21 protein-coding genes are annotated in these 18643 nt (G+C 73.1%); 10 read left to right on the plus strand and 11 right to left on the minus strand.

The features are described from left to right. Positions 1-18 precede the first annotated feature (18 nt). Entirely contained in the window at positions 19-930 is a 912-nt protein-coding gene (locus IE246_RS19575; RefSeq protein ID WP_189992785.1) for an NAD(P)-dependent oxidoreductase, read from the plus strand. 107 nt (positions 931-1037) lie between these two features. Further along, positions 1038-1568 (plus strand): PAS domain-containing protein, encoded by a 531-nt coding sequence (locus IE246_RS19580; RefSeq protein WP_189992787.1) that lies wholly within the window; start codon positions 1038-1040, stop codon positions 1566-1568. Between the two features lie 3 nt (positions 1569-1571). On the opposite strand, the gene IE246_RS19585 is transcribed toward IE246_RS19580, so the two are convergent. Both IE246_RS19585 and IE246_RS19590 read right to left on the minus strand, forming a co-directional pair. Continuing rightward, positions 1572-2738: a M20 aminoacylase family protein gene (locus IE246_RS19585; protein WP_189992789.1), complete on the minus strand. Its 1167-nt coding sequence runs from the start codon at positions 2736-2738 to the stop codon at positions 1572-1574. A gap of 10 nt (positions 2739-2748) precedes the next feature. After that, positions 2749-3903 carry a M20 aminoacylase family protein gene (locus tag IE246_RS19590; protein ID WP_189992790.1) on the minus strand — a complete coding sequence of 385 codons (1155 nt, stop codon included), beginning with the start codon at positions 3901-3903 and terminating at the stop codon, positions 2749-2751. Between the two features lie 84 nt (positions 3904-3987). On the opposite strand from IE246_RS19590, the gene IE246_RS19595 reads away from it, so the two are divergent. After that, a complete protein-coding gene (locus tag IE246_RS19595; RefSeq protein ID WP_189992791.1) occupies positions 3988-4536 on the plus strand; it encodes a GNAT family N-acetyltransferase in 549 nt (182 codons plus the stop codon). Beyond that, entirely contained in the window at positions 4533-5027 is a 495-nt protein-coding gene (locus IE246_RS19600; RefSeq protein ID WP_189992792.1) for a GNAT family N-acetyltransferase, read from the plus strand. Before IE246_RS19595 ends, IE246_RS19600 begins: the two co-directional genes overlap by 4 nt. A gap of 89 nt (positions 5028-5116) precedes the next feature. Here the strand turns inward: IE246_RS19600 and IE246_RS19605 are convergent, their stop codons facing one another. Together IE246_RS19605 and cobA are read right to left on the minus strand one after the other, a co-directional pair. Then, complete coding sequence (locus tag IE246_RS19605; RefSeq protein WP_189992793.1) at positions 5117-6451, minus strand: cobyrinic acid a,c-diamide synthase CobB; 1335 nt, start codon at positions 6449-6451, stop codon at positions 5117-5119. Further along, positions 6448-7287 carry a uroporphyrinogen-III C-methyltransferase gene (cobA, locus tag IE246_RS19610; RefSeq protein ID WP_189992794.1) on the minus strand — a complete coding sequence of 280 codons (840 nt, stop codon included), beginning with the start codon at positions 7285-7287 and terminating at the stop codon, positions 6448-6450. Before cobA ends, IE246_RS19605 begins: the two co-directional genes overlap by 4 nt. A gap of 136 nt (positions 7288-7423) precedes the next feature. Between cobA and IE246_RS19615 the strand changes: the two genes are divergently transcribed. From IE246_RS19615 to IE246_RS19635, 5 genes are all read left to right on the plus strand, one after another. Beyond that, positions 7424-7765 carry a type II toxin-antitoxin system RelE/ParE family toxin gene (locus IE246_RS19615; RefSeq protein WP_229837389.1) on the plus strand — a complete coding sequence of 114 codons (342 nt, stop codon included), beginning with the start codon at positions 7424-7426 and terminating at the stop codon, positions 7763-7765. Further along, positions 7762-8049 (plus strand): helix-turn-helix domain-containing protein, encoded by a 288-nt coding sequence (locus tag IE246_RS19620; protein WP_189992795.1) that lies wholly within the window; start codon positions 7762-7764, stop codon positions 8047-8049. The genes IE246_RS19615 and IE246_RS19620 overlap by 4 nt, the downstream gene beginning before the upstream one ends. 71 nt (positions 8050-8120) lie before the next feature. Then, a complete protein-coding gene (locus tag IE246_RS19625; protein ID WP_189992797.1) occupies positions 8121-8474 on the plus strand; it encodes a putative quinol monooxygenase in 354 nt (117 codons plus the stop codon). A gap of 46 nt (positions 8475-8520) precedes the next feature. Continuing rightward, a complete protein-coding gene (locus tag IE246_RS19630; protein WP_189992799.1) occupies positions 8521-9609 on the plus strand; it encodes a cobalt-precorrin-5B (C(1))-methyltransferase in 1089 nt (362 codons plus the stop codon). Then, the gene (locus IE246_RS19635; RefSeq protein WP_189992801.1) at positions 9602-10357 is read left to right on the plus strand and encodes a cobalt-precorrin-6A reductase; all 756 of its coding nucleotides are present in this window, start codon (positions 9602-9604) and stop codon (positions 10355-10357) included. Before IE246_RS19630 ends, IE246_RS19635 begins: the two co-directional genes overlap by 8 nt. Before the next feature lie 162 nt (positions 10358-10519). On the opposite strand, the gene IE246_RS19640 is transcribed toward IE246_RS19635, so the two are convergent. From IE246_RS19640 to IE246_RS19670, 7 genes are all read right to left on the minus strand, one after another. After that, complete coding sequence (locus tag IE246_RS19640; RefSeq protein ID WP_189992803.1) at positions 10520-10960, minus strand: GNAT family N-acetyltransferase; 441 nt, start codon at positions 10958-10960, stop codon at positions 10520-10522. A 20-nt stretch (positions 10961-10980) separates the two neighbouring features. Continuing rightward, entirely contained in the window at positions 10981-11754 is a 774-nt protein-coding gene (cobM, locus tag IE246_RS19645) for a precorrin-4 C(11)-methyltransferase (RefSeq protein WP_189992805.1), read from the minus strand. Continuing rightward, on the minus strand, positions 11751-13553 hold the full coding sequence (gene cobJ, locus IE246_RS19650; RefSeq protein ID WP_229837390.1) for a precorrin-3B C(17)-methyltransferase: 1803 nt from the start codon (positions 13551-13553) through the stop codon (positions 11751-11753). Before cobJ ends, cobM begins: the two co-directional genes overlap by 4 nt. Next, the gene (gene cobI, locus IE246_RS19655) at positions 13550-14254 is read right to left on the minus strand and encodes a precorrin-2 C(20)-methyltransferase (RefSeq protein WP_189992806.1); all 705 of its coding nucleotides are present in this window, start codon (positions 14252-14254) and stop codon (positions 13550-13552) included. Before cobI ends, cobJ begins: the two co-directional genes overlap by 4 nt. Next, entirely contained in the window at positions 14251-15474 is a 1224-nt protein-coding gene (gene cbiE / locus IE246_RS19660; protein WP_189992808.1) for a precorrin-6y C5,15-methyltransferase (decarboxylating) subunit CbiE, read from the minus strand. The genes cobI and cbiE overlap by 4 nt, the downstream gene beginning before the upstream one ends. 2 nt (positions 15475-15476) lie before the next feature. Continuing rightward, positions 15477-16100, minus strand: coding sequence for a precorrin-8X methylmutase (locus IE246_RS19665; RefSeq protein ID WP_189992810.1), 624 nt, complete (start codon positions 16098-16100; stop codon positions 15477-15479). A gap of 190 nt (positions 16101-16290) precedes the next feature. After that, positions 16291-17421: a sirohydrochlorin chelatase gene (locus tag IE246_RS19670; protein ID WP_189992812.1), complete on the minus strand. Its 1131-nt coding sequence runs from the start codon at positions 17419-17421 to the stop codon at positions 16291-16293. Between the two features lie 195 nt (positions 17422-17616). On the opposite strand from IE246_RS19670, the gene IE246_RS19675 reads away from it, so the two are divergent. Then, a complete protein-coding gene (locus IE246_RS19675; RefSeq protein ID WP_229837391.1) occupies positions 17617-18519 on the plus strand; it encodes a Rossmann-fold NAD(P)-binding domain-containing protein in 903 nt (300 codons plus the stop codon). The last annotated feature ends 124 nt before the right edge of the window (positions 18520-18643 follow it).

Raw genomic sequence — 18643 nt, forward strand, 5'->3', positions numbered from 1 at the left:
GTCCTCGGAGGTCGGAGAATGCCGTCGCCACGCGTTGCCTTCCTGGGCACCGGCCTCATGGGCGCGCCCATGGCCGCGAACATCGCCCGGGCCGACCTGCCGGTGACCGCCTGGAACCGGACGCCGGAGAAGGCGGCGAGGCTGGTGGAGCACGGGGTGCGGGTGGCGGAGAGTGCGGCCGACGCGGTCGCCGAGGCCGACGTGGTCTGCACCATCGTCAGCAATGCCGAGTCGGTCGAGGACGTGCTGTTCGGGCACGGCGTGGCCGAGGCGATGCGGCCGGGGGCGATCTTCGTCGACATGAGCTCGATCCCGCCGAGGATCGAGAAGCGGCACGCCGAACAGCTGGCCGAGAGGGGGATCCGTCACCTGGACGCGCCGGTGTCCGGTGGCACCCGCGGCGCCGCCGAGGCCAGCCTCGCGATCATGGTGGGCGGCCGCAAGGACACCTTCGTCGCCGCCACGCCGGTGCTGGCCGCCATGGGCCGGGCGACCCGGGTCGGGCCGGACGGTGCCGGACAGCTCGCCAAGCTGTGCAACCAGGTGATCGTGGCGATCAGCGTCGGCGGCCTGTCGGAGGCCCTGCTGCTGGCGTCGGCCGGCGGCGCCGATCCGGCCGCGGTCCGCGAGGCGCTGCGCGGCGGTTTTTCCGAGAGCCGCATCCTGCAGGAGCACGGCCAGCGCATCCTCGACCGCAACTGGATGCCCGGCGGGCTGGTCCGCAACATGCTCAAGGACCTGGACGCGGTGATCGAGGAGGCCGAGGACTGCGGCCTGGACCTGCCGTTCGTCGGCCTCGCCCGGTCGCTGTACCAGTCGCTCTGCGATCGCGGGGTCACCGGCTACGACCACACCGCCCTGCTGCTCGAGATCGAGCGCCGCAACGAGCCGCACCGGGTCGGCGACAAGCCCGACGTCACGCCGATGTGACGATCGGCAGGGCCGGTGTCGACGGCCGCGAATCCCGGCCGGCAGTGTTTACCTGCGTATGCTATCCTGCTGGGACTGCGACCGGTATCCGGTGCAGGGGGAACGGGATGCCGTCGACGTCGGGGACATATGCCGGGCCGGAGTCGGACGAGCGCTACATTCGCGACCTGGTCGCGCGGGTCGAGCGCGAGTCGACGCCGCAGAAGGTGCGGCTGATGCGGTACTGGCTGTCGCTTCGCGACGGCGGCTATCCGGACTACCGGCGCTTCGACGCCTTGGACATCCCCGACCTGCTCGGCGACCTCGCGGTGGTCGAGGTCGAGCGCCCGGGTCCGCGCTTCCGGTTCCGACTGTACGGCACGCGGGTTGCCGAGATCCGCGGCCGCGACCTGACCGGCCTGTACATCGGCGACCCGGGCGTGTTCCCGCCGGACCTGAACCGGCTCTACCGGCAGAGCTATGTCGAGGTGATGGAGACCGGCCGGCCGGTGTTCAGCATCGTCCCCTACGAGCCGCATCGCCGGGTGGTCGGCAACTATCACCGTTTGCTGCTGCCGTTCACCGACAGCCGCCGCGGCCTGGGCACCTGCGACTTCATCCTGCTCAGCTTCCAGAGCGTGCCGCTCGGGCTGTCCTGACGGTCACCGCCGCGGCAGGCGATCCTCGACCAGGCGCGCCCAGAAGCTGGCACCGTGCGGCAGCAGGTCGTCGTTGAAGTCGTAGTCCGGGTGGTGGACGCCGGCGGTATCGCCGTTGCCGGCCCAGATGTACGCGCCCGGCCGCTGGTTCAGCATGTAGGAGAAGTCCTCGGCCCCCATCATCGGCTTCGGGTTGCGGTCGACCCGCTCCTTGCCGGCCAGCGCCTCGGCCACCTCGGCGGCGACCGCAGCCTGCGCCGGGTCGTTGATGGTCGCCGGGTAGCCCTTGAGGTACTCCAGCGTCCCGGTCGCGCCGAAGGTCGCGCACACGCCGTTCACGATGCGCTCGATCCGCTCCGGCAGGCTGGCCTGGACCTTCGGGTCGAACACCCGGCAGGTGCCGCGCAGCTCGACCGAATCCGGCACCACGTTGAAGGCGTTGCCGCCCTCGAACTGGGTGACCGAGATCACCAGCGCGTCCTGCGGCTCGATGTTGCGCGAGGTGATGGTCTGCAGCGCCATCACCAGATGCGCGCCGACCACCACCGGGTCGATGCCCTGGTGCGGCATGGCGCCGTGGCTGCCGCGGCCCTGCACCTTGATGATGAAGTTGTCGCGGGCCGCCATCATCGGACCCGGCGACACCGCGAAGCTGCCGACCGGAATGCCGGGGATGTTGTGCATGCCCCAGACCGTGTCGCACGGGAACCGGTCGAACATGCCTTCCTGGACCATCTTGTCGCCGCCGCCGAGGCCCTCCTCGGCCGGCTGGAAGATGAAGTTCACGGTGCCGTCGAAGTTCCGGGTCTCGGCCAGGTACTTGGCGGCGCCCAGCAGCATGGTGGTGTGGCCGTCGTGGCCGCAGGCGTGCATCACGCCGTCATTGGTCGAGCGGTGCTCGCGCGGGCCCTCGCCACGTTCCAGGATCGGCAGGGCGTCCATGTCGGCGCGCAGGCCGATGCTGGCGCTGCCGGTGCCGCATTTCAGCACCCCGACGATGCCGGTGCCGGCGATGCCGCGGTGCACCTCGATGCCCCACTCGGCCAGCTTGGCGGCGACCACGTCGCTGGTGCGGTGCTCCTTGAATCCGAGCTCCGGATGGGCGTGCAGGTCGTGCCGCCACTCGGTCATCTCGTCGGCGAACTCGGCGATGCGGTTGACGATCGGCATGGCTGTCTCCTCAGGCGCGCTTCAGCTCGCGCTCGACAAGGGTCGACCAGTAGCTGGCGCCCTGGGCCAGCAGCTCGTCGTTGAAGTCGTACTCGGGGTGGTGGACCGGCGCACTGTCGCCGTTGCCGGCCCAGATGTAGGCGCCCGGTACGAGGTTCATCATGTAGGCGAAATCCTCCGAGCCCATCAGCGGCCGGCAGTCGGTCCGGACCGTCGAGGCGACCGCGCCCGCCGCCTCGGCCGCCACGGCGGTCGGTCCGGCGGCGTTCACGGTGACCGGGAAGACCTGCCGGTAGTCGATCTCGGCGCTGGCCCCGTAGGCCGCGCACACCCCGTCCACGATCCGGCGGAACCGGTCGGGCAGCGAGGCGTGGATGTCCGGATCGAGGGTCCGGCAGGTGCCGCGCAACACCACGCTGTCCGGCACCACGTTGAAGGTCTCGCCGGCGTGGAACTCGGTGACCGAGACCACCAGCGCGTCCTGTGCCGGGACGTTGCGGCTGGGGATGGTCTGCAGGGCGATCACCAGGTTGGAGGCGACGATCACCGGGTCGATGCCCTGGTGCGGCATGGCGGCATGGCTGCCGCGGCCCTGGATGCGGATCTCGAAGGTGTCGCCGGCGGCCATCACCGGCCCTTCCATCACCGCGAAGGTGCCGACCGGGATGCCGGGCATGTTGTGCATGCCGTACACCCGCTCGCATGGGAACTGCTCGAACAGGCCGTCCTCGACCATCTTCTTCGCCCCTCCCACGCCCTCCTCGGCAGGCTGGAAGATGAACCGCACGACGCCGTCGAAGTTCCGGGTCTCGGCCAGGTACTTGGCCGCCCCCAGCAGCATGGTGGTGTGGCCGTCATGGCCGCAGGCATGCATGACGCCGGCGTTGGTCGAGGCGTAGGGCTTGCCGGTGCGCTCGTCGATCGGCAGGGCGTCCATGTCGGCGCGCAGGCCGATGGCGCGGTCGCCCGACCCGGCCCTGAGCACCCCGACGACGCCGGTCCCGCCCAGGCCGCGATGGACCTCTATCCCCCACTCCGCCAGCTTGGCGGCGACCACGTCGCTGGTCCGGGTTTCCTGGAAGCCGAGCTCCGGATGGGCGTGCAGGTCGCGGCGCCACTCGGTCATCTCCGGGGCGAACTCGGCGATGCGGTTGACGATCGGCATGGGGGGCTCCGGGTTGCGGATGGGCGGGTTGCGGAGTATCGAGCGGTCGACGCTTCACTGCAACCCGGGACCCGGTGCCGACCGATGCGCGAGCCTGGCATTCCGACCGTCGTCACCGACCGGCTGACCCTGCGGGCCTTCACGCCGGCGGACCGCGAGGCCTATGCCGCGCTGCGGGCCGACCCGGAGGTCGTGCGCTACCTGCCGGGTGGCGAGGCGCTGGTGCCGTTCGCGGCCGAGATCGCCGACTCGCGCATCAGGTCGTTCCGGGAGGGCTGGGCGCGCGGCTACGGGGTCTGGGCGGTCGAGGAGACCGCGACCGGTGCGTTCGTCGGCCAGGCCGGGCTGGCGTCGATGGAGCGCGCGTCCGAGGTCGAGGTGCTTTACGCCCTGGGTAGGCCGTTCTGGGGCCGCGGCTATGCCCGCGAGGCGGCGGCGGCAGCGCTGCGCTTCGGGTTCGAGACCGTCGGGTTGGACCGCATCGTCGCGTTCGTGGTGCCCGAGAACGAAGCCTCCGCGCGGGTGCTGGAGGCGGTCGGCCTGCGCTCGATCGGCGACACCGACTACAATGGCTTCACGGTCCGCGGCTTCCGGATCGAGGCCGAGGACTGGCGGGCCCGGGGGGCGGCATGACCTTCGTGGTTCGCCCGGCGGTGGAAGCCGATGCCGAGGCGCTGTCGGCGCTGGCCGAGGCGTTCCATGCCGAGCACGGCGATCCGACCGGCTTCCTGACCGCGGAGGCGATCCGGCGCGACGGGTTCGGCGACGATCCCGAGTTCCGGGTACTGGTGGCGGCGGGGCCGCAAGGCCTGCTCGGCTATGCGTTGTTCTACGACGCCTACGAGCCGGCCTATGCCGCCCGCGGGGTCTACATGGCCGACCTGTACGTGAGCCCGGGCGTCCGGGGGCAGGGGCTCGGCCGGCGGCTGATCGCGGCGGTCGCCGGGCACGCCCGGCGGTACGGTCGGCAGTATGTCTGGTGGGTGGCACGGGCCGACAACACGCCGGCGCACGGCTTCTACCGGAGCCTCGCCTCGGTCGAGCTCGACACCAAGGCGTTCGCGGTGACGCTGGCGGACTTCGAGGCGCTGGCCGACGAGCATGCGCGCGGCCCGGCGACCTGAGCGCTCGCCCGTTCGGCGATGTTCACCTTCCGATCGGCCGTGGTTAACGATTGGTTAATATTCGTGTTCTGTTCCGCAGCGGCGGACGGTCAGCCGCGATCGATCAGGTGCAGGTACGAGCCGAGCACGCGACCGTGCCGCAGACCGACGTCGCCGAGCTCCCCGCCGCCGGCGTCCACGGCGGCGAACGGCCGGTCGGCGGTGCCTTCCCGCCCGATCGTGGAGTAGTGGAACTCGTGCCCGCGCAACACGGTGCCGCGGGGACCGAACGGGGTCTCGACCCGGGTGGTCACGCGGCGGTAGCCGAGGTTCAGGCGGCGCCGGTCGAACCGGGTCTCCAGCGGCAGCAGCCCGGCCATCCGGTGGGCGGTTCCCCCGGCGTCGACCAGGGCCTCGCCGAGCGCCATGAAGCCGCCGCACTCGCCGTACACCCACGCGCCGCGTGCGGCCGCACCCCGTACCCCGTCCAGGAACCGCCCGGCGGCCGCCAGTCGACCGGCCTGCAGTTCGGGATAGCCGCCGGGCAGCATCACGGCGTCGGCCGACGGATCGGGCGCCTCGTCGGCCAGCGGCGAGAAGAAGCTGAGGGCGGTTCCCGCCGCCTGCCAGCCGTCCAGCAGGTGCGGGTACAGGAAGCCGAAGGCGTCGTCGCGGGCCACCGCCATGCGGGCGCCGAGCGGCGGCAGCGGCCCGGCCCGGCCGGCGGCGACACCGGCCGGCCGGGCCAGCGCCCGGACCGCGTCCAGGTCGACATGGGCCTCCGCGAGGGCTGCCAGCCGGTCGAGCCAGTCGGCGAGCGCCGGGTCCTCGCCGGCCTGCACCAGCCCGAGATGCCGCGACGGCCGGTCGATCGCGGCGTCGCGCGGGATCGCGCCGGCGACCGGCAGGCCGAGCGGCTCGAGCGCCCGCCGCAGAATGTCGGCGTGGCGGTCGCCGCCGACCCGGTTCAGCAGCACGCCTGCGACCGGCACCGCCGGATCGAAGCTGCGGAAGCCGTGCACCAGGGCCGCGACCGAGCCGGCCTGGCGGGCGGCGTCGACCACCAGCAGTACCGGCCAGCCGGTGCGCCGGGCCAGCGCCGCCGTCGAGCCGTCGTCGACCGCGCCCGCCGCCGGCGCGCCGTCGAACAGCCCCATGACGCCCTCGACCACCACCAGGTCGCCGTCCCGGGACGCCACCAGGCCGTCCAGCAGGCCGGGGCGCATCGCCCAGCCGTCGAGATTGACCGAGGTCCGGCCGGTCGCCGCCTCGTGGAACCGCGGGTCGATGTAGTCGGGGCCGACCTTGGCCGGGGCGACCGCCAGGCCGCGGCGCGCGAAGCCGGCCATCAGGGCGGTCGCGACCGTGGTCTTGCCGGCGCCGGAGGACGGGGCGGCGACGATCAGCCCCGGACTGGATCGGGGTGTGGCTCCGGGCGCGGTCACCCGGTCCGCCGCTCCCGCCCGCGGCCGAGCGGGTCGGGCTCCAGCACCCGGCCCTCGGTCAGGGCGCCGAGCCAGTCGAGGCCGGCGCGCAGCCGGGCGACCGGGCCGACCACCACCACGCAGGGCGGCGCCATGCCGGCGGAAGCGGCGTCGGCGTGGGCGGCGGCCAGCGTGGTCTCCAGCACCCGCTGGTCGGGCAGGGCGGCGTTCGAGACGATCGCCACCGGCGTGTCGCCGGCCCGGCCGCCGTCCATCAGCCGCCCGGCGATGGTCTCCAGGTGCTTCATCGCCATGTAGATCACCAGCACCGACGGCCCGGCGGCGAGGGCGGCCCAGTCGACGCCGGTGACCTCGCCGGTCGCGTCGTGGCCGGTGACGAAGGTGACGGCGTGGTTGGTGTCGCGGTGGGTCACCGGGATGCCGGCATAGGCGAGGCCGCCGATCCCGGCGGTGACTCCCGGCACGATCCGGAACGGCACGCCGGCGGCGACCAGCGCCAGCGCCTCCTCGCCGCCGCGGCCGAACACGAACGGGTCGCCGCCCTTCAGCCGCAGCACCCGCTTGCCCTCGCGCGCCAGCCGGACCAGCCGCAGCGAGATGTCGGCCTGTTTCGGCGACGGCTTGCCACCGCGCTTGCCGGCGTATTCCAGCTCGGCCTCCGGCCGCGCCAAGCCGAGCACGCCGTCGCTGACCAGGGCGTCGTAGACCACCGCGTCGGCGTTCTGCAGGGCGTGCAGGGCATGCAGGGTCAGCAACCCGGGATCACCCGGGCCGGCGCCGCACAGCCAGACATGGCCCGGCTCGAAGGCCGGCGGGGAATACGAGGTCCGCTCCATGCCGGAAACCTACCCGCGCAGCGGCGCCGGGCCTAGCCCCGAGGCGACCGGGTGGGCCGGGAATGCGGCATGCGGGTTTTCCCCGTGATCCGTCCATAGCCGTGCCGATATTGCTGATTATATCGGAGCGGATATAATGCCGGCGCTGAAGCCGCTGAGGTTCGTCGGTGACGCCCGGAGGAGGCTTGATGCCTTCTCCGCGCATGCAAAGCAGCAGGCCGGTTACCAGTTGTACCGGGTGCAGACGGGCAGGCCGCCGGCCGATTTCAAGCCGATGCCGTCCATCGGTCCGGGTGTCGAGGAATTGAGAGTCTGGGATAGCGAGAACCGGACCTACCGGGTGATCTACACCGCCAGACTGATGGACGCCGTCTATGTCCTGCACGCGTTTCGGAAGACGTCGCAGAGGACGGAGATGAGAGACATCGAGCTGGCCAGGCGACGCCTGAAGGAGCTGTTGAGCGGAGGCAGGCCGTGAAGATCGAGACCTACGAGACCGCCTTCGATCTGATCGCCGATACGCCCGAGGAGGCGGCGCACATGCGGGCGCGCGCCGACCTCATGATACAGATTCATGACATCATCGAGCGCAACGGCTGGACGCAGCAGGAGGCTGCGCGGCGCTGCGGGGTCAGCCAGCCGCGGATCAACGCCCTGATGCGAGGCCATTTCGACAGGTTCTCGCTCGACGCCCTGGTGAAGATGGCGGCGGCGCTCGGCCAGCGAATCACAATCGAGCTCAGTGACCGGGACGCGGCGTAGCGGGCGGGCTCAGGGCCACGCTTCGGCAGCGGCCGAAACGTAACGGCGGCAAGCGTGAGATCCTGCGGGCGATGAACGAACCGCAGGGGCGAGCGATGCAGGGCAATGGTTTGACGTTCGAGGAACTCAACGACGGGTTTGTCGTGGCCATCAACATCGAGGCGCGGCCCGGCGAGGAGGACGCCGTCGGCGCGATCCTCGCCGGCCTGGTCGCGCCGACCATGGCGGAGCCCGGCGTGAAGCTGTTCCGGCCGTACCGATCGCCGAAGAACCCAGGCCACTTCTTTCTGATCGAGCTGTACCGCGACGAGACCGCCTGGGGTGCGCACCAGGAGACCGAGCACTTCAAGACGGCGATCGCCGAACTGGTCCCGCGGGCGTCGCGGCGCGAGCGCGTGCCGTTCGTTCCCTACACGTCGGCCTGATCGCGGGCGGCTGTCCCGGCGCGGCCGGGCGCGCTACAACCGCGCCATGGCCCGCAAGCCCGAAGGACCCCTGCGGCGCGGCTGGACGACCGGCGCCTGTGCGACCGCCGCGACCAAGGCGGCGTACACCGCGCTGCTGACCGGCGCGTTCCCCGACCCGGTGTCGATCCGGTTGCCGAAGGGCGAGCAGCCGGCTTTCGCGCTCGCCCGCGAGGCGCTCGGCGACGGCTGGGCCTCGGTCGGCATCGTCAAGGACGCCGGTGACGACCCGGACGTCACCCACGGCGCCACCGTGATCGCCACCGTCCGGCGCGGCGCGGCGGGCAGCGGCGTCACCTTCCGGGCCGGCGACGGGGTCGGCACGGTGACCTTGGCCGGCCTGCCGGTACCGCCCGGCGAGCCGGCGATCAACCCGGTGCCGCGCCGGCTGATGCGCGAGGTCGTCGCCGAGGTGGCGGCGGCGCACGGCGATGCCGGCGACCTCGAGATCGAGGTGTCGGTGCCCGGCGGCGAGGCGTTGGCCGCGAAGACCTGGAACCCGCGGCTCGGCATCGTCGGCGGGCTGTCGATCCTCGGCACCACCGGCGTGGTCGTGCCGTTCTCCTGCGCCGCCTGGATCCACTCGATCCACCGCGGCATCGACGTGGCCCGGGCGACCGGACTGCCGCGCGTGGTCGGCTGCACCGGCTCGACCTCGGAGGACGCGGTCAGGCGTCGGCACGACCTGCCGGAGACCGCCTTCCTGGACATGGGCGACTTCGCCGGCGGGCTGCTGAAGTACCTGCGCGACCACCCGGTGCCGCACCTGACCCTGGCCGGCGGCTTCGCCAAGTTCGCCAAATTGGCCGAGGGCCACCTGGACCTGCATTCCGGGCGCAGCCAGGTCGGCATGGACTGGCTGGCCGGACAGCTCGCCGATCTCGGGGCCGGCGACGACCTGGTGGCGGCGGCGCGGACCGCCAACACCGCGGCCGAGGTGCTGGCGCTGGCGACCGCCGCCGGCATCCCGATCGCCGACCGGATCGCCGAGCAGGCCCTCGCCACCGTGCTCGAGGCGCTGCGCGGCGCGCCGGTCGCGGTCGAGCTGCTGGTGGTCGACCGCGAGGGCCGGGTGGTCGGAGAGGCCGGTGGCTAGGCGGGTCCTGATCCTGGGCGGCACCGAGGAGGCGCGGGCGCTGGCGGCCGCCCTGGTCGAGGGCGACGTCGCCGATCCGGTGACCGCGCTGGCCGGCCGCACCGCCGAGCCGGCGGCGGTGGCCGGCGACGTCCGGGTCGGCGGCTTCGGCGGGCCGCAGGGGCTGGCCGGGCATCTTCGCGACGGCGGCTATGCGGCGCTGGTCGACTCTACGCACCCGTTCGCCCGGCAGATCTCGGCGCACGCCGCGGAGGCGGCACGGCTGGCCGGCGTGCCGCGGCTGGCGCTGGTGCGGCCGGGGTGGGAACCGGGCGAGGGCGACCGCTGGCTGCCGGCCGACAATGAGCATGCGGCTGCATCTATGCTCGCCGGACTCGGTCTGCCGGACGGCGCGACGGTGTTCCTGGCGCTCGGCCGCCAGCGGGTGTCGGCGTTCGCGGCAGTGTCCGGCCTGCGGTTCGTGCTCCGGACCGTCGACCCGGTCGCCCCACCCTGGCCGGGCTGTCGCATGGTCGCCGGCCGCGGCCCGTTCGACATGGCGGCCGAGCTGGAGCTGCTGCGGCGCGAGGGCATCGCCGCGATCGTCTGCCGCAACAGCGGCGGCGCCTCGGGGCGGGCCAAGCTGGAGGCGGCGCGCGAGCTCGGCCTGCCGGTGCTGACGATCCGCCGCCCGCCGCCGCCGGAACCGCCGGTGGCCGGGAGCGTGGCGGAAGCGGTGGCGTGGGTTGGAGAGGTGCTTGGGCGGTAGCTGCCCGTCGCTTGGTGGGTTCCGGCTCTACGCGGCTGCGCCGCTTCGGCCGGAATGACGTCAACGTGGGTTGGCGCCTCTCCCCTTTCTGACGTCATTCCGGAGCGGACCGCCCGGGGCGGGACGCATCCGGAACCCAGCGCGCGACGGGTGTGTGCCGTCCTACGCCACCAGCCGCTTGCGCAGCCTGACCGCGCCGCTGGCCTCGATCCCGGCCTCGACCCAGCCGGCGTCGCGGTAGATCCGCTCGGCCCGGGTGCCGGGCGAGGTGACCAGCCAGGCATGGCGGTGGCCGCGGCGCAGCAGGCCGTCGCAGCACTTGCGCAACAGCGCCCGGCCGATGCCGCGGCCCTGGGCGGCGGGGTGGACGTAGACCGCGGCGATCTCGGCGCTGACCGGGTCGGCGGCGGCGAAGCCGTGCACCTGGGCGCCGTCCGACCAGACCCACACCCGGTTGTCGGCCAGCATGCCGGTGGCGGTCTCGACGAAGCGCTCCCAGTCCTCCCGGAACCGGTGCTCGTCGACCGAACTCCAGATCTCGTACAGGCGGGGGAAATCGGACTCCGAGGCCGGCCGCAGCAGGCCCCGTCTCGGCGTCGGCATGATGGCCTCGGGCTGGCTTGTCAGTCCCCGGCGGTGCGCCGGACCGGCCGCAGGATATGGGCGTGGGCGCCGTCGTAAAGGGCGGAGTCCCGGAAGCCGTGGGCGTCCAGAGCCGGACCGATCAGGATCAGCGCGGTGCGGGTGATCTTGGCCTCGCGCACCTTGCCGGCGATGTCGGCGAGGGTGCCGCGCAGGATCTGCTGGTCCGGCCAGCCGACCCGGTAGACCACGGCGACCGGGCAGTCGGTGCCGTAGTGCGGCTCCAGCGCCCGGCGCACCTCGCGCAGGTTGCGGATCGACAGGTGGATGGCGAGCGTCGCCCGGGTGCGCGCCAGGTTCTCCAGTTCCTCGCCCGCCGGCATCGGCGACGACTTCATCGCGGTGCGGGTCAGGATCACGGTCTGCGCCACCTCCGGCACCGTCAGCTCGGTGCCGAGGGCGGCGGCGGCGGCGGCGAAGGCCGGCACCCCGGGGGTGATGTCGAACGGGATGTCGAGCTCGCGCAGCCGGCGGATCTGCTCGGCGATGGCGCCGTACAGCGACGGGTCGCCGGAGTGCACGCGGGCGACGTCCTTGCCCTCGGCATGGGCCGCCTCGATCAGCGCCAGGATCTCGTCGAGGGTCAGCGGGGCGGTGTCGACCACCCGGGCGTCGGCCGGGGCGTGCGCCACCACCGCCGCCGGCACCAGCGAGCCGGCGTACAGGCAGACGGGGCAGCGCGCGATCAGGTCGCGGCCGCGGATGGTCAGCAGGTCCGGGTCGCCCGGCCCGGCGCCGATGAAGTGCACGGTCATGTCTCGTCCTTGCCTTCGGGCGTTGCGTTGCGGGCCAGCACCGAGCCGGCCTTCCCGGCATAGCCGCGCGGCGTGTAGACCCAGGTGCCGCCGTCGCCGCGCGCCACCGCACGGGTCGCCGAGGAGCCGACCAGCACCACCGTCAGCATGTCGACGGTCTCCGGGTCGAGGTCGGCGAGGGTGGTGACGCTCACCGTCTCCTCCGGCCGGCCGAGCGAGCGGGCCAGCACCACCGGAGTGTCGGCCGGGCGGTGCTCCAGCAGCATGGCGCGGGCGGCGTGCAGCTGGGTGCGGCGGCGCCTGGAGACCGGGTTGTAGAACGCCACCACGAAGTCGCCTTGCGCCGCGGCCCGGATCCGGCCCTCGATCGCTTCCCACGGGGTCAGCAGGTCGGACAGCGAGATCGTGCAGAAGTCGTGACCGAGCGGGGCGCCGATCCGGGCGGCCGCCGCCTGCAGGGCGGAGATCCCGGGCGCCACCCGGATCTCGACCCGCCGCCAGTCCGGCCGGTCGGCCCGGTCGAGCAGCTCGAACACCAGGGTCGCCATGGCGTAGATGCCGGGATCCCCTGACGAGACCAGGGCGACGGTCCGCCCGGTCGCGGCGAGGTCGAGGGCGGCGCGCGCCCGCTCCTCTTCGGCGCCCAGCGGGAAGGCGTGGCGCTCGGCGTGGGCGGCGGCCGGTCCGAGCAGATCGAGATACAGGTCGTAGCCGACCAGGTCGTCGGCGGCGGCGACCAGGGCGTCGACCTCCGGGGTGCGCCAGTCCGGGGTGCCGGGGCCGGTGCCGACCACCGCGACCAGCCCGCGGGCCCGGCCGACGGTGGCGGCGTCGATCGGCGCCGGCGCCTCGGCGACCGCGCAGGTGGCGCGGGCCGAGCGGCGCTTCTCGACCGCCAGCTTGGCGTCCGGTCCGGCGGCGGCCAGCGCCGCGCCCTCGGCAACGCCGTGGCAGCCGACCTCGCGGAACACCACGTCGGACGGGTTGGCGAGCCGTGGGGCCTCGGTCTCCAGCCGGCCGGCGTCGAAGAACCGGGCCGGCACGCCGAGTCTAGATGCAACTGCATGGACTGCCGGCTCGTCGGCCTTCAGGTCCAGCGACACCACGCAGGCGACCGATTCCGGCGCCAGCCGCGCCTCGGCCAGGGTCGCGCGCACCAGGTTCCACAGCTCGTCCGGGTCGCAGCCGCGCTCGCAGCCGACCCCCAGCGCCAGCGCCGCCGGGTGGTAGACGAGGCGGTCCAGCCGGTCCTCGACCCGTCGTGTGCTGGCGACCAGGGCGACGGTGCCGTCCGCGGCCTGCGGGATCGCCGACGCCTCGACCCACGGCAGATGGCCCTCGGCCCGGGCCGAAGCACCCTTCAGCAGGGCTGCCGCCGCCTCCTTGTGGCGGTGCGGGTTGGCCAAGGTCCAGCCCGGCGGCGGCGCATCCAGCGCGACGCCGAACCGAACGTCGCTGGCGGTGGTGATCGCCGGCCGGGCGCCGAGCGCCTCGGCGATCGTTCGGGCCAGGTCGTTGGCGCCGCGGTGGCCGCCCAGCAGCGGCACCACCGCCGAGCCGTCCTCGGCGACCGCCAGCACCGGCGGCTCCTCGGCCTTGTCGGCGAGCAGGGGGGCGAGCGCCCGCACCGCGATGCCGGCGGCCCCGACCAGCACCGCCGGCCGGCCGTCGCGGAACGCCGCGCGCAGGGTCTCGGCGACCCCGGCTGACGGCTCGACCACGCGGCCGCCGGTGGCCTCGGCGATCCGCCCGGCGGTCGCCCGGCCGGAGGCGGTGACGCTGATGATGTCCGGCGTCACGACCAGGCCTCGCCGCGGCGGTGGATCAGGATGGTGGAGAAGTACGGGGCGCCGTCGCTCTCGACCGCGTCGAGCGGCAGGATCCGCTCGGTTCCCATGGTCGCGCGCTCGACGTAGCGGGCACGGTCGGCGAGGCCGAGCCGGTCGAGCAGGGCGCGGACCCGCGGGAAGTGCCGGCCGACCTTGATGATCGCCGCCGCGTCGACGCCGTCGAGCCGGGCCGCCAGCACCTCGTCGGCGAGCGGGGCGGGCAGCACCGCCAGGGTGTCGTTGCGGGCCGCCAGCGGGCTGCCGAGCCGGGCCGCGCAGGCGGTCAGCGACGACACGCCGGGCACCACCTCGACCCGGTGGCGCTCGGCCAGCCGCCCGAACAGGTACATGAACGAGCCGTAGAAGAACGGGTCGCCCTCGCACAGCACGGCGACCGACCGGCCGGCGTCGAGGGCGGCGCCCAGGTACCCGGCGGCGACGTCGTAGACCGCCTGGGCCGGGGCCCGGGCGACCGTCATCGGGATGCGGATGGCGTATTCCTCGACGCCGTCGGGCAGGTGCCCGGCGACGATGGCGCGGGCCAGGCTGTCGCCGTCCTCCAGCGCCGGGTAGGCGACGACGTCGACCGCGCGCAGCAGGCGCAGCGCCTTCAGGGTCAGCAGCTCCGGGTCGCCCGGCCCGACGCCGAGCCCGTACAGGGTTCCGCTCACTCGGCCGCTCCATAGGGTTTCGCCAGGCGCCACTGGGTCACCGGCATCAGCGGGCGCCAGCCGCGATATGGGCCGACCGGCTCCGCGCGCTCGACCGCGATCCGCACCAGCTCGCCGCCCATCTCGGCGTGCTTCGCCAGTAGCACCGCCTCGCTCTCCAGGGTGACGGTGTTGGCGACCAGCCGGCCGCCGGGCTTCAGCGCCGCCCAGCAGGCCTCGATCACGCCCGGCTCCGAGGCGCCGCCACCGACGAACACCGCATCGGGCGGCTCCAGCCCGGCCAGCGCGGCCGGGGCGGTGCCGTCGACGATCTTCAGGCCCGGCGTACCGAGCCGCTCGGCGTTGGCCGCGATCATCGCCCGTCGCTCCGGCCTCGGCTCCAGGGCGATCGCCCGGTTCAATTCATGCGATCGCATCCATTCCACGGCAACCGACCCGCAACCGGCCCCGACGTCCCACAGCAGCTCGCCGGGATGCGGGGCCAGGGCGGCGAGGGTGACGGCGCGGACCTCGCGCTTGGTCATCCGGCCGTCATGGGCGAAGGCGTCGTCCGGCAGGCCGGCCAGGGTCGACAGCGTCCGGGCGTCCGGGCCGGCGGTCACGGTGACGGCGACGGTGTTGAAGTCCTCGCCCGGAGCGTGGGTCCAGGCGTCGGCACAACCGTCGAGCCGGCGCTCGGCCGGGCCGCCCATGTGCTCCAGCACGGTCATCGCGCTCGGCCCGAAGCCGCGCTCGGTCAGCCGGGCGGCGACGGCGGCGGGCGTGGCGGCGTCCTCGGACAGCAGGATCAGCCGGGCACCCGGCTGCAGATGCGGCTCCAGCAGCGCCAGCGGCCGGCCGTGCAGGGTCAGCAGCCGGGTGGTGTGCTGCGGCCAGCCGAGCCGGCTGCACACCAGGGTGCGGGCCGAGACACCCGGGATCACGACCATCTCGTCGAGCGGGATGCGGCGGGCCAGGGTGGTGCCGATGCCGAAGCAGAACGGGTCGCCGGTCGCCAGCACGCAGACCCGGCGAGGCTTCAGGCTCTCGATGGTCTCGACCAGGGCGCTGAGCGGCGACGGCCACGGGATACGCCGGCGGGAGTCGCCGGCCGGCAGCATCGCCAGATGGCGATCGCCGCCGATCAGCACCTCGGCCTGGTCGACCAGGGCGCGGGCCGCCGGCGACAGCGCCTCGATCCCGTCCTCGCCGATCCCGACGATGCTCAACCAGGGTGTCATGGTCAGATGCCCTCCCGGGCCAGCGCATTGACCGCCGCCGAGGCGATGGCGCTGCCGCCGCGCCGGCCGAGCAGGGTCAGGTAGGGCAGCCTGGTGGATGCCAGTGCATCTTTCGACTCCGCGGCGCCGACGAAGCCGACCGGGAAGCCGAGGATCGCGGCCGGCGGCGGGGCGCCGTCGGCGATCAGCTCGAGCAGCCGGAACAGCGCGGTCGGGGCATTACCGATCGCCACCACCGCGCCCGGCAGGTGCGGCACCCAGAGGTCGACGGCGATCGCCGAGCGGGTCAGGCCGGCCTGCTTCGCCATGTCCGGGACCCGCGGGTCGTCGAGGGTGCAGATCACCCGGTTGCCGGCCGGCAGCCGGGCGCGGGTGATGCCGGCCTCGACCATGCGGGCGTCGACCAGGACCGGCGCGCCGGCGGTCAGCGCCTCGCGGCCGGCCACGACGGCGCCCGGGGCGAACCGCAGGTCGGGGGCGATCTCGACCATGCCGCAGGAATGGATCAGCCGGGTCGCCACGCCGCGCTCCGCCGGGTCGAACCGCGCGAGGTCGGCCTCGGCGGCGACGATCTCGAACGACCGCCGGGTGATCTCCTGCGGGTCGGTGATCCAGTCACGCGCCATGGGATGGCTCCGCGATCGGGTGCGGGGCGCCCCTGTGGGTCCCGGCTCTCCGCGGCTTCGCCGCTGCGGCCGGGATGAGGGAGGAGAGGAGGCATCCTCCTTCAGTCCTCATCCCAGACCGACGTGCCGAAGGCGCGGCGGATCCGGGACCCACGCAGCGCCAAGATGTCGGCCTCTGAAACACGGGCCGTCACTCGCTGCCGAGCTTGTACCCGGTCTTCAGGGTCTTCGGCCCGAGCGGGTGATCGGCGTGCGGGTAGGGGTGGTGATGGTGATCGTGGCCGTGGGAGTGTCCGTGCCCATGGTCATGATCGTGCCCGTGATCATGGGAGTGGTCGTGGTGGTGATGGCCGTGCGCATGATCATGGTCGTGATGATGGTGGTGCCCATGACCATGATCATGGCTATGCCCGTGCCCATGATCGTTGTCGTGCGAGTGGCCGCCGCTGCCGATGCCCTCGACGTGGTGGTGGTGGCTCTCTTGCGGCAGGCCGATCTCGGCCTCGAAGCCCAGCACCTGCTCGCGGTACTTGCACATCTGGCAGTTCATGTTGCCGGTGCCCTCCAGGATCTCCTGGATGCGAGCCTCGAAGGTGCGCAGCACCATCTCGTGGTCGTTCAGGTACGGCGCCTTCACGAACTCGATGTCGGGGTGGCGGGCGGCGACCACGTCGGTCAGGTCGTAGATCCGCTGCACCAGGATGCCGGTGAACAGGAAGTACGGGAACACCACGATGCGCTTGAAGCCGAGCCGGGCGGCGTGCTCCAGCCCGGGCTCGACCAGCGGGAAGGTGACGCCGGAATAGCAGGTCTCGCCCCAGCCGAAGCCCATGCCCTCCCACAGCAGGCGGGTGACCTTGGCGACGTTGGAGTTGGCGTCCGGGTCGCTGGCGCCGCGCCCGACCACCATCAGCAGCGTGTCCTCGCGCTTCACCCCGTCGCCGGCCGCCTTCAGCGCCTGCTCGATGCGGTCGCCGGCGGCGTGCAGCATGCGGGTGTCGATGCCGAGCTCGCGGCCGTAGCGGATCGAGAAGCCGTCGTGCCGGGCGGCGTAGGTGTTCAGCACCGACGGGATGTCGTTCTTGGCATGGCCGGCGGCGAACAGCATGCCCGGCACCGCCAGCACGTCGGTCACCCCCTGTTCGCGCAAGGCATCCAGCCCGGTGCGGATGATCGGGGTGGCGAATTCCAGATAGCCGTAGTCGACCGGGTAGCGGTCGGCCAGCCGTTCCTTGAGTTTGTGGGCGACCGCGGCGAACTCGTCCACCGCCCCCTGGTCGCGGCTGCCGTGGCCGCAGATCATTACGCCGAGCTTGCTCATTCTCATCCCTCCGACCGCTGACAACGCGCCGGCGGGACGAGGCGGACAGGCCGCATCATCGCCCGGTACTGGTTGCCGCGGATATCGCTTGCGATATATCCGGCCCCTCGAGGTCATCGCGGGGCGCCCGTCACGACTGGCGTGTCCCGGGCCGTGGACCGTGTTTCTAGACCCCGAAGCTGGAGGACCGCAACCATGCCCGCTATGCCGGAACCGACCATCGCTGCCGGTCACGCGTTCTTCTTCGGGCTCGGCTACACGGCGCTCAGGCTGGCGCGTCGGCTGAAAGCCGCGGGCTGGCGGGTGTCCGGCACGGTGCGCGATGTCGGCAAGGCGTCGGCGCTGGCGGCGGCGGAAGGCATCGACGTGCGGGTGTTCGACGGCAGCGCGCCGATGGCCGAGGGGGCCTTCGACGGCGTCACCCACGTGATCGATTCGATTCCGCCGACCGCCGAGGGCGCGCCGCCGCTGCTGCACCACGCCGCCGACCTGCGGGCCTGCCCGAGCCTGCGCTGGGTCGGCTACCTCTCGACCCCGGCGGTGTACGGCGACCGCCAGGGCGGCTGGGCGCGCGAGGACGAGGCGCCGACCCCGGGTTCGGCCCGCGGCGAGCGGCGGGCCGCCGCTGAGCGGGCCTGGCTGGCGGCGTTCGACGGCACGAGCGTGACGGTGCAGGTGTTCCGGATCGCCGGGATCTACGGCCCCGGCCAGGGCCGCAACCCGATCGATGGGCTTAAGGCCGGCAAGGCGCGGATCATCGAGAAGCCGGGCCAGGTGTTCAATCGAATCCATGTCGACGACATCGGCACCGTCCTGCTGGCCTCGATGGCGCGGCCGCGGCACGGCGGCATCTACAACGTCGCCGACGACGAGGCCTGCCCTCCGGGCGACCCGATCCGGTTCGCGGCGGAGCTGATCGGCGTCGAGCCGCCGGCGCCGATCGGAATCGACTCGGCCGAGCTCAGCGACATGGCCCGCAGCTTCTACGCCGAGTGCAAGCGGCTCGACACCGCGCGCCTGCGCGACGAGCTTGGGGTGGCGTTGAGCTATCCGACCTATCGCGAAGGGCTGCGGGCGATCGCGGCGGGCGCGGAGTGAGGGGTTTTGGCGTGACTGACCGGTAGGTCCCGGGTCTCGCTGCGCTCGCCCGGGATGAGGCGAGTTTGGGGATGGTCACACAAAGGCCTCATCCCGGCCGCAGCCCCGGATCGATCCGGGGCGG

Source organism: Thalassobaculum fulvum (genome assembly GCF_014652915.1).
Lineage (GTDB): Bacteria > Pseudomonadota > Alphaproteobacteria > Thalassobaculales > Thalassobaculaceae > Thalassobaculum_A > Thalassobaculum_A fulvum.

Coding starts and splice junctions, on each gene's coding strand:
- IE246_RS19590 (WP_189992790.1), bottom strand. CDS start 3,903: ATGCCGATCGTCAACCGCATCGCCGAGTTCGCCCCGGAGATGACCGAG.
- IE246_RS19585 (WP_189992789.1), bottom strand. CDS start 2,738: ATGCCGATCGTCAACCGCATCGCCGAGTTCGCCGACGAGATGACCGAG.
- IE246_RS19630 (WP_189992799.1), top strand. CDS start 8,521: ATGGCCCGCAAGCCCGAAGGACCCCTGCGGCGCGGCTGGACGACCGGC.
- IE246_RS19615 (WP_229837389.1), top strand. CDS start 7,424: ATGCCGGCGCTGAAGCCGCTGAGGTTCGTCGGTGACGCCCGGAGGAGG.
- IE246_RS19670 (WP_189992812.1), bottom strand. CDS start 17,421: ATGAGCAAGCTCGGCGTAATGATCTGCGGCCACGGCAGCCGCGACCAG.
- IE246_RS19580 (WP_189992787.1), top strand. CDS start 1,038: ATGCCGTCGACGTCGGGGACATATGCCGGGCCGGAGTCGGACGAGCGC.
- cbiE (WP_189992808.1), bottom strand. CDS start 15,474: ATGACACCCTGGTTGAGCATCGTCGGGATCGGCGAGGACGGGATCGAG.
- IE246_RS19675 (WP_229837391.1), top strand. CDS start 17,617: ATGCCCGCTATGCCGGAACCGACCATCGCTGCCGGTCACGCGTTCTTC.
- cobM (WP_189992805.1), bottom strand. CDS start 11,754: ATGACCGTGCACTTCATCGGCGCCGGGCCGGGCGACCCGGACCTGCTG.
- IE246_RS19595 (WP_189992791.1), top strand. CDS start 3,988: ATGCGCGAGCCTGGCATTCCGACCGTCGTCACCGACCGGCTGACCCTG.
- cobA (WP_189992794.1), bottom strand. CDS start 7,287: ATGGAGCGGACCTCGTATTCCCCGCCGGCCTTCGAGCCGGGCCATGTC.
- IE246_RS19575 (WP_189992785.1), top strand. CDS start 19: ATGCCGTCGCCACGCGTTGCCTTCCTGGGCACCGGCCTCATGGGCGCG.
- IE246_RS19600 (WP_189992792.1), top strand. CDS start 4,533: ATGACCTTCGTGGTTCGCCCGGCGGTGGAAGCCGATGCCGAGGCGCTG.
- IE246_RS19665 (WP_189992810.1), bottom strand. CDS start 16,100: ATGGCGCGTGACTGGATCACCGACCCGCAGGAGATCACCCGGCGGTCG.
- IE246_RS19625 (WP_189992797.1), top strand. CDS start 8,121: ATGAACGAACCGCAGGGGCGAGCGATGCAGGGCAATGGTTTGACGTTC.
- IE246_RS19640 (WP_189992803.1), bottom strand. CDS start 10,960: ATGCCGACGCCGAGACGGGGCCTGCTGCGGCCGGCCTCGGAGTCCGAT.